The organism is Streptomyces sp. rh34 (assembly GCF_002551245.1).
Lineage (GTDB): Bacteria > Actinomycetota > Actinomycetes > Streptomycetales > Streptomycetaceae > Streptomyces.
The window spans coordinates 1-8,412 of record NZ_NTGZ01000299.1 but is presented as its reverse complement, the minus strand read 5'-3'; the positions used below and the strand labels follow the sequence as shown (position 1 = coordinate 8,412).

7 protein-coding genes are annotated in these 8,412 nt (G+C 74.5%); 2 read left to right on the top strand and 5 right to left on the bottom strand.

Features of this window, described 5'->3' with window-relative positions; genetic code table 11:
• Positions 1–72 precede the first annotated feature (72 nt).
• From CR470_RS33085 to CR470_RS33070, 4 genes are read right to left on the bottom strand one after another with little or no spacing between them, the layout of a single operon-like run.
• Positions 73–2,616: a polysaccharide pyruvyl transferase family protein gene (locus CR470_RS33085; RefSeq protein WP_097871148.1), complete on the bottom strand. Its 2,544-nt coding sequence runs from the start codon at positions 2,614–2,616 to the stop codon at positions 73–75.
• Positions 2,613–3,971 (bottom strand): tetratricopeptide repeat protein, encoded by a 1,359-nt coding sequence (locus CR470_RS33080; protein ID WP_097871147.1) that lies wholly within the window; start codon positions 3,969–3,971, stop codon positions 2,613–2,615. Before CR470_RS33080 ends, CR470_RS33085 begins: the two co-directional genes overlap by 4 nt.
• Before the next feature lie 59 nt (positions 3,972–4,030).
• Positions 4,031–5,425 (bottom strand): polysialyltransferase family glycosyltransferase, encoded by a 1,395-nt coding sequence (locus CR470_RS33075; RefSeq protein WP_097871146.1) that lies wholly within the window; start codon positions 5,423–5,425, stop codon positions 4,031–4,033.
• 3 nt (positions 5,426–5,428) lie between these two features.
• Positions 5,429–6,394: a glycosyltransferase family 2 protein gene (locus CR470_RS33070; RefSeq protein ID WP_097871145.1), complete on the bottom strand. Its 966-nt coding sequence runs from the start codon at positions 6,392–6,394 to the stop codon at positions 5,429–5,431.
• 182 nt (positions 6,395–6,576) lie between these two features.
• Here CR470_RS33070 and CR470_RS33065 point away from each other — a divergent pair, with 182 nt between their 5' ends.
• The gene (locus CR470_RS33065) at positions 6,577–7,038 is read left to right on the top strand and encodes a MarR family winged helix-turn-helix transcriptional regulator (RefSeq protein WP_097871144.1); all 462 of its coding nucleotides are present in this window, start codon (positions 6,577–6,579) and stop codon (positions 7,036–7,038) included.
• Between the two features lie 102 nt (positions 7,039–7,140).
• Here the strand turns inward: CR470_RS33065 and leuE are convergent, their stop codons facing one another.
• Positions 7,141–7,833, bottom strand: coding sequence for a leucine efflux protein LeuE (gene leuE / locus CR470_RS33060; RefSeq protein WP_097871143.1), 693 nt, complete (start codon positions 7,831–7,833; stop codon positions 7,141–7,143).
• A gap of 241 nt (positions 7,834–8,074) precedes the next feature.
• Between leuE and CR470_RS40865 the strand changes: the two genes are divergently transcribed.
• Entirely contained in the window at positions 8,075–8,398 is a 324-nt protein-coding gene (locus CR470_RS40865; protein ID WP_257138996.1) for a hypothetical protein, read from the top strand.
• Positions 8,399–8,412: the final 14 nt, after the last annotated feature.

Here is an 8,412-nt window from a genome sequence, read left to right as displayed (position 1 = left end):
AGATGTGTATAAGAGACAGCTCCGGGACCGTCGGCGCCGGGGCGGGGGCGGGGGGTGTGGTCGGCATGGTCCTCAGGGGGTGGGCGGGGTGGGTCCGGGCGTCACGCGCGGTGCCCGGGGGCGGGTGACGTGGTCCTCGGCGGCGGACCGGGGCGCGGGGAACACGGGGCCCGCGCCCCGGGTCCCGGACGGGCCCGGAAGACCGGCGCCCGGATCGCCGAACGGGTCCGGCAGGCCGGTGAGTTCACGCAGCCGGGCGAGGTTGTCCCGGGTCACCGACCACAGCGCCCGCTGCCGGTCGTGGACGTCGGCCACCGCCGCCGGGTGGTCGGCCAGCACCGCGCGGGCCCGTTCCGCGAGCCGGGCGCCGAGGGCGCGCTCGTGGACGGAGACGCCCCAGTCCGGCCGGTCGATGTCGGCCAGGAAGTAGGCCAGCTTGGGGTGCGAGACCAGGCTGATGACGGGGGTGCCGCAGCCGAAGGGGATCATCCCGGCGTGCCCGCGCATCCCGATCACCAGCCGGGTGCGCCGGTAGAGGTCCCGGATGGCGTCGTTGGAGAGCAGGTACAGCGGTTCCACGGGGAGGGTGAGGCCGTGCTCCCGGCGCAGGTCGTCGACGAAGCGTTCGTCGGCGGGCATGTGCGCGGCGTAACGGACCTCCGCCGACGCGGACACGGCCCGGATCGCCGCGGCCATCTCCGCGAGGAAGTGCCCGTAGTCGTGGCCGAAGCGGAGCCCGGCCCGGTCGTAGGCGCAGTTGACGAGCACGGTGTCCTCGCGCGCCGCCGGTTCGGCGAGACGGGGGTCGAGGTGGCGGGCGACCGTGGTGGGGCAGGGCTGGTATTGCACCTTCTCGCGGAGCGACGCGGGCAGCAGTTCCCTGACGCGGGCGACGGAGCCGTGGTTGCGCAGCCCGAAGAACGCGGACCGTTCGACCAGGGCCCGCAGGGACGCCGCGAACCGCTCGCGGCGGTAGCGCTGGCCGTCGAAGACGTTGTAGCCGACGGCGAAGACCGCCAGCGGGGTGGTGATCCGGGCGAGGACGTCATCGGGGATGTTCCACTGCCAGCCGCTGTTGCCGTTGGGCGCGGTGTCGGGGAGGAAGAGCCCGCCGCCGCCGACGATCACCGCCCGCCGGGCGTTGAGGTGTTCGAGGGCGGCCTCGTCGACGAGCAGGTGGGCGTGGTGCTGGTGCCAGCGGTCCGGGCCGGTGTCGGCGGTGAAGCAGCTGCGGACCGCCTCGGGCAGCACCTTGTCACCCGCGTTCTCCTCGCCGTCGGCGAACAGGGCCACATGGGCGAGCTGTTCGCCGGGCCGGGTGCTGACGGGCTTCCGCTCCGCTGCGGCCATCTCGGACGTACGGGAGTACCAGGCGCGGCAGTTGGCGTCGGTCGGGTCGGCCTCCAGCCCCGCGAGCGCATAGCCCCGGGCGTCCTGGGTGCGGCCCAGCAGCCAGGCCAGCCGGGCCAGTTGGCCGAAGGCCCGGGGCGCGAAGTCCGGTGAGGCGGTCGCCAGCAGCAGGTGCGTCTCGGCCTCCTCGTACCGGGACAGCGCCATCAGGCAGACGCCGAGCGTCTCGTGGCAGCGCGGCAGGTCGGGACGGCCCGCGACGGCCTCGCCCAGCAGGGCGACGGCCCGGTCGTGGTGGCCGCGCCCCCGGTGGATCTCGGCGAGCTGCCGGACCAGGTCGATCGGCGGCCGGGGCCGGTCGGGGAACGGGAGCGCGAGGTGCAGCAGCAGGTCGGGGTGTTGGGGGCCCGGGAGGGCGAGGTAGGCGGCCCGGAACGCCTCGTGGTCCACGTCGAAGCGGTCCCTGGCGGCGTGGGCGGGGGCGAGGCCGGTACGGGTCGCGGGGGCGTCGGCGAAGTTCAGGACGACGACGTCCTCGGGGACCGGCAGATCGTCCTGGAGCCGCCACGCCCGGAAGTCGTCACGGGAGTCCAGGGGTACGAGGAGGTCTGCCGGGATGTCCTTCGCGGCGGGCGGCACCGGACCGAGGTCCTGGCGCTGGATCACCAGCAGCCCGTCGTCGGGGACACCGCCGCGCGGGTCCGGGGCGCGGTCGGGTCCGGGGCGCGGCGGGACGGCGGCCACGCCCGTACGGAGTCTCAGCAGGGGGTCGAGGCGGCCGAGGACGACCATGGCGGGGGTGAGGGCGACCACGGTGTCGTACCCGTCGAGGCGGAACACGTCGTCGCGTCCGGCGGCCGGGCGCGGGATCAGCCGGGGGTGCAGCCGGCGGGCGGCGTCGAAGGCGGTGTCCGGCAGACCGGGGTGCAGGACGACAAGGTCCTCGCAGAGCGCCGGGTTGGTCAGCGCGAGGCTGCGCAGGAGGGTGTGGAGCCCGGGCAGGTCGTCCGCGCCGGCGACGTGCACGGCGAAGGCGATCCGGCGCTTTCCGGTGACGGCACGGCGGTCGTCGGCGGATGCGGTGGCGGTCGCCGTGGCGGAGTCGGCCGTCTTCGTGGACTCGGTCCCGGCGGCGGCGACGGTGACGGAATCGGCCGCCGCCACGGAGTCGGGCGTCGTCGCCGTGACGGAATCGGCTGCCGCCACGGACTCGGCACGGGCGGCGGGCGCGGAGCCGGGCGTCGTCGCGGGGTCGGGGTGTGTCATCGCAGGGTGATCCTCACCGCGGTGTCGTCCGTGCTCGCGGTCCGTGTCCCGACCCATTCCCGTTCGCGCGGGGGCAGGGCGGCCGGCCCTTCGAACCCGATGAGGTCCACCCGGGCGGGGGTGCCCAGGAAGTCGAGGAGCCGCAGCACGGTGTACGCGGTGCTCGCGGGTCCCGCGCCGCCGGGCTCCTCGCCGAGCAGCGCCGGATCGTGCAGCGGGCGGCGCAGCGAGGCATCGCCGACGCGGTCCTGCGCGCCCGGGACGAGCCGGCTGCGCAGGGCGAGCCGCCAGTGCGGGAGCGGGTCGCCGAAGACCAGCCGGACGCCCGCCCGTCGGTCCCAGCGGGGGCCCTTCCACGGGGCGTCGCCGCGCAGGGTGCAGGCGTGCAGGTCGGTGCGGGCGGCCGGGGCGGTGTGGCGCGGTTCGTCGCAGCGCACGACGAGGTCGTAGCCCTCGATCAGGGCGGCCAGCGGGCTGCCGGGCCGCTGCTCCTGCTCGGCGGTGCGCGGCGTGTCGGCGACCAGGCACACCGTCCGGCCCGCGACGAGCCGGCGCAGCCCGGGTACGCCGATGGGCTCGGCCCCGCCCAGCAGAGGGTCCGCCATCGGGTCGCGGTCCGAGAGCCGGCGGTGCTCGGCGTAGAGCGCGACGAGCCGGCGCACCGCCGGGTCGGCGGCCCCGCGTTCGGCGGTACGGAGCCGGACGAGGTCGGTGAAGGCGGCGCGGGCCTCGGCGGCGGGCAGGTGGCGCGACAGGCGGACGGCGGCGCCGGATGCCTCCGTAACCGCGCCGGACGCCTCCGTATCGGCCCCCGCCCGGAACAGCGCCAGCGCCTCGTCGATGCGGTCCCCCGCGGCGCGGAGGGCGGCGATCCGGCGTTCGACGTCGCGGGAGGCGGCGGTGTTCTGCTGGAGCGCGAGGTGGCGTTCGTACGCGGCGATCGCCTCCTCGCCCCGGCCGAGCGCGTCCAGGGCGTTGCCGCGCAGCCGCCAGGCGCCCTTGGAGCGGCTGCGCAGGGCGGTCGCCTCGTCGGCGAGGGCCAGGGCGAGGCGGGCCTCGGCCTCGCCGCCGCTGTCCAGGGCCTGCTGTCCGGTCCGCAGCAGCGCGTCGAACGCGTCGGCGCCCGGGGTGGAGCACGCGGTGGTCAGGGCGCCGATCGACGCGATGAGCCGGGTGCGGCGGGCGTCGGTGAGGGGGCCGGCGGCGGCGAGGGCGGCCAGGTGGTCGCCGCAGAGCCGCAGGGCGGCCAGGAGGGCCTGGTCCGGTCCGCCACCGGGGCGTCCCCGGTCCGGCGTCGCCGGCCGTCCCGCTATCGCACGTACTGACGTGAGCAGCCCGGTGAGGGTCTGGCCCATGCTCGTTCCGCCGTTCTGTGAGTCGGACGCCGGCCGGGGGCCACGCCCCCGGCCCCGGGTCAGAGGCCCAGGGTGCTCCGGGTGCGCCGCACGGTGCGGCGCAGCCGGACCGCCGCTCCCCGGGGGCCACCGCCGGGCAGGGTGAGGCTCTGCAGGCGGCGGCGTTTGAAGTAGTGCTGGGTCGTGGGGTCGAGCCGCTCCCGCAGCCAGGCCTCGGCGTCGGGGCGCAGCCCGGGGTTGAGCTTGGCCTGCATGCAGTAGCCGACGGTCCGCACCAGCGGGGCGAGGGTGTCCGGCGCGGTGCGCGGCAGCAGGGGGATGGTCCCGGCGCCCTCCGCGTCCAGGTCGGGCACGAGGTGGTCGGTGATCGTCAGCGGGACGCGGTTGCTGTTCTCGTACGGGGTGATGCGGTCGAGGACCAGGCGGGTGCCGACGCGGGCGACGGGGATGCCGTAGTAGGCGGCGGCGGTGAACATCGCGGTGGAGAAGCAGCCGACGACCAGGGTGGGCGCGCACCGTTCGTACAGCGTCTCGGCGAGCAGCGGACCGTCCAGGGTGGTGAGCCGTACGCCGGCCTCGGCGGCGGCCTCGTCCAGGGCGCGGGAGTAGCCGGCCGGGGCGGTGGGGTGCGGCTTGAAGAGGATGGAGGTGTGCCCGGCGCGTACGGCTCCGCGCAACATCCGCACGTGCAGGTCCTCTTCCTCCTCCGGGGTGAGGATGTTGAGGGCGGCGAGGTACTGGCCGAGCAGCATCGCGGTGGGGGCGGCGGCTTCGGCGGCGGCGAGCTTCTTGTCCCCGTCGGCCGCGGCGGCGATCTCGGAGAGGACGGCGCGGAAGGCGTCGTCGGGGACGAGTTCGGGTTCGACGCCGGCCTCGGCGAGGAGGAGCGGGCGCAGCCCGGTGACCAGGTCGAGGTGGAGGACGCGCCGGATGCGGCAGGCGATGGACTGGGGCAGCCGGTTGCGGGTGGGGCCGTAGCTCATCAGACCGTCGGCGTAGACGTGCACGGCGCTCTCGGAGAAGATCGCGGCCAGTGCGCGGGCCGGGTTGACCTGGATGGACTCCACGGCCAGGTCGACGGGGGCGTCGGGGGCGATGTCCCAGGCCAGGCGGAAGGCCCGCTGCCACAGGACGGTCTCCTCGGAGCGGGGGCCCCAGCCGCTGGGGTGGTGCGGGCTGATCGCCTCGTTCCAGTCGACGACGGCGTCGAAGCGGGCGGCGATGGACCCGTAACCGCGCATCTCCTCCAGGCGCAGGGCCGTTTCGGGGACGGCCGCGTTGTTGGAGACCAGCAGGACGCGGTGGCTGTCGAGGGCCCGGCCGAACTGTCCGGCGTCGAGTGCGGCGGCCAGGGTGGCCGCCCCGTACAGCGTGGACACCTGGAAGATCTGGGTGCGCACGGGCCGGTGCGCGGGCGTGGGTACGGGCTGCGGTGCGGGCTGCGGTACAGGCATGGGTCAGGCGGCCTTCTGCTTGGTGCGCAGACGGCTGAGCAGCGTGCCGCGCTTGTCGTCGATCATCGTCAGGGTGCGGTCGAGCACGTCCTGCGGCATCCGGTGCAGCGCGGCGGCCGACTCGGAGCGCAGCCGCCGGGCGGTGGCGGGCTCGTAGTCGCCGGCCTTCTCGTTGTGGAAGGCGATCATCGCGCAGTAGGTGCGGACGGCCTTGGGCAGCAGGGTCTTCGCGTCCCGGTCCGTACGCAGCTGGTCGAGCAGCGTGTCGTAGGCGGGGAAGAAGTCGAGCTGGCGGGCGTCCTTGATCTGGGTCAGGGAGGTGGTGACCCCGCGCCGGTAGAAGATGCCGTACAGCCCGAGCGCCGCGTAGGTGCGGGCGCGCAGATGGAGCTGCCAGATCCACAGCCGGTCCTCGGCGGTGCGCAGTTCGGTGGCGAAGCGCTGGGCGCCGTCCGCGAAGAGCCGCCGGTGGTAGATCCCGGCCCAGACGAACGGGTAGTCGACCATGGTCTCCCGCTCGGGTACCCCTATCCCCTCGCGGGGGTCGAGCAGGGTGTCCCGGAGGGGGGCGGGGGCGCGCCGCACGACGCGGGTGGTGCCGGTGGACTGGACGTGGTCGGTGCGGGCGAAGTCGCAGTCGAGATCCTGGGCGGCGCGCACCAGCCGGTCCAGATGGCCGGGGGCGTACCAGTCGTCGCCGTCGAGGAACGTGAGGTAGTCGCCCTCGGCGGCGTCGATGCCGCTGTTGCGGGCGGCCGCGATGCCGACGTTCGTACCGTGCCTGATCACCCGTGCGCGCGGCAGCCGCTCGGCCCAGTGGTCGACGATGTCCTGCGTTCCGTCGGTGGACGCGTCATCGACCAGCAGGAACTCGATGTCCGGGTCCGCGTTGCGGGCCAGGCTGCCCAGCGTGGTCGGAGCGTAGGGCGCGACATTGTGGAGCGGTACGACAACGGACAGTTTCGGCACGCGTGCCCTCGCCTTCGATCATGGTCCCGACAACCTAGTGAGACGGCGGAAGGATCGGGTGACGCCCGCCACGACAGCGGGTGAACTCTGCGCGTCCGTGGGGTGACCGGGCACGGGCGCCGGAGAACGCACTGCGCGAGGGACTTGACCTCAATCTTCCTTGAGGTTCTACGTTCTGAGGCATGGACTACTCACACGACGACGCGGGACTCGCACGCCAGCCGATCGGATACTGGAGCTGGGCCGCGCACGAGGCGACGGTCACCCACATCCGGTCCGCGCTGGCCGAGCACGGACTCACCCAGCCTCCCTGGTGGGTGCTCAACCAACTGGACACGGCGGGCGAGGAGGGCCGGGGCCGGGCCGAGCTGGTCACCATGCTCAGCGGCTACCTCGACACCGGGGCGGACGGCATGGAGGAGGCGGTCGAGAGCCTCCTCGAACGGGGGCTGGTCACCGAGGACTCCGGGGCCGGGCTGCGGATGCCCCCCGAGGGTCGGGCGCTGCGCGAGAAGGCGTACGCCCGGGTCTCGCGGGCGAGCGCGGAGATCCACGAGGGCATACCCGAGGCGGAGTTCGTCGCCGCGCTGAAGGTGCTGCAGCGGATGATCCACAACGTCGGGGGAAAGGCCTGGCACCACTGAGGGCACCTGACAGCGCCGAGGGCCCGGCACCACTGCGGGCCCGGCACCGCTGAGAGCACCTGACACCGCTGAGGGCGTGCCCGGCTCTTCCCTCTGTGTGCGTTACACGCTGCTCAGCGAGAGCTTGGCCGCGAACCCGAGGAACAGGACGCCCGCCGCCGAAGTGGCCCCCGCCGACAGTCGCTTACGGCGACGGAAGGCGGCGGCCAGGCGGGTGCCGCCGAAGATCAGCACCGAGAGGTACGCGAAGCTGGCGAGCTGGAGCAGCGTGCCCAGCACCAGGAACGACAGCGCCGGATAGGCATAGCCCGGGTCGACGAACTGGACGAAGAAGGAGATCAGGAACAGGATCGCCTTCGGGTTGATCAGGCTGACCACCAGCGCCCGGCGGTAGGGCCTCTCCACGGGGGCTGTCGCCCCGGGAGCCCCGGCCGTCCCGGCCGTCTCCACCGTGTCGACCGTCTCCACCAGCTCGGCGGTACGCCGGTGCCGCTCGCGCCACAGGGACACGGCCGCCCGCAGCATCCCGATGGCCATCCAGGTCAGATAGGCCGCGCCCGCGTACTTGACGATCGCGAAGAGCAGGGGCGTGGTCTGGAGCAGGGACGCGGCGCCGAGCGCGGAGAGCGTCATCAGGATGGCGTCCCCGGTCCAGACACCCGCGGCGGCCGTATAGCCGGTGCGCACGCCGCGCCGGGCGGCGACGGAGAGCACGTACAGCGAGTTCGGCCCCGGCAGAAGAACGATCAGCGCCAGACCGGCGAGATAGGTCGGAAGATCGGTGACACCCAGCATGGACGGAGTCTCGCACGCCCGTACGGGTCGCCGTCCAGAGGGTTTCACCAGGCGATATCGGCCGTCCGGCGGCGCCCGGGAGAGGGAGGGGCGCGGAGGGCCGGACCGGCCATGATCCACCGGGCGACCCCTCGGGGGTCTGGACGCGCGACCGGCGTCCGACGGAGGATTCGGTGACCGGGCCGGACGGGAATTCCGTACAGGAGGCACCGGGCCGGCGGGTGAGCCAGGGGGACCGAACATGGCGGACACGAACAGCGGGTGGGACGGCCGGGGAGCGTGGGGCCCGGGCGGGGCGCGGGCGACGGCAGCGATACCGGGGCCGGGACCGGACATGACCGCCGAGCGGCGTGGGGGCGGAAGGCCCCAGGGGCGTCGCGTCACTGCCGTCTCCCTCGTCGCGCTGGCCGCCCTGGCGACGGGGTGCGAGCCCGGGACCGCCGAGGGGGCGCAGGACGCGCCGCCGCCGGTGCGGGCCACCCAGGCCGCCGCGCCGACCCCGAGCCCCGCCCCCACCGCCCCCGCGACCGAAGCCGCGAAGCCTGTCTCTTATACACATCTCTGATGGCGCGAGGGAGG

Bases quoted from the DNA above. Each gene is read 5' to 3' on its own strand.
- CR470_RS33065 (WP_097871144.1), top strand. From the start codon at position 6,577: ATGGACTACTCACACGACGACGCGGGACTCGCACGCCAGCCGATCGGA.
- CR470_RS33080 (WP_097871147.1), bottom strand. From the start codon at position 3,971: ATGGGCCAGACCCTCACCGGGCTGCTCACGTCAGTACGTGCGATAGCG.
- CR470_RS40865 (WP_257138996.1), top strand. From the start codon at position 8,075: ATGGCGGACACGAACAGCGGGTGGGACGGCCGGGGAGCGTGGGGCCCG.
- CR470_RS33075 (WP_097871146.1), bottom strand. From the start codon at position 5,425: ATGCCTGTACCGCAGCCCGCACCGCAGCCCGTACCCACGCCCGCGCAC.
- leuE (WP_097871143.1), bottom strand. From the start codon at position 7,833: ATGCTGGGTGTCACCGATCTTCCGACCTATCTCGCCGGTCTGGCGCTG.
- CR470_RS33085 (WP_097871148.1), bottom strand. From the start codon at position 2,616: ATGACACACCCCGACCCCGCGACGACGCCCGGCTCCGCGCCCGCCGCC.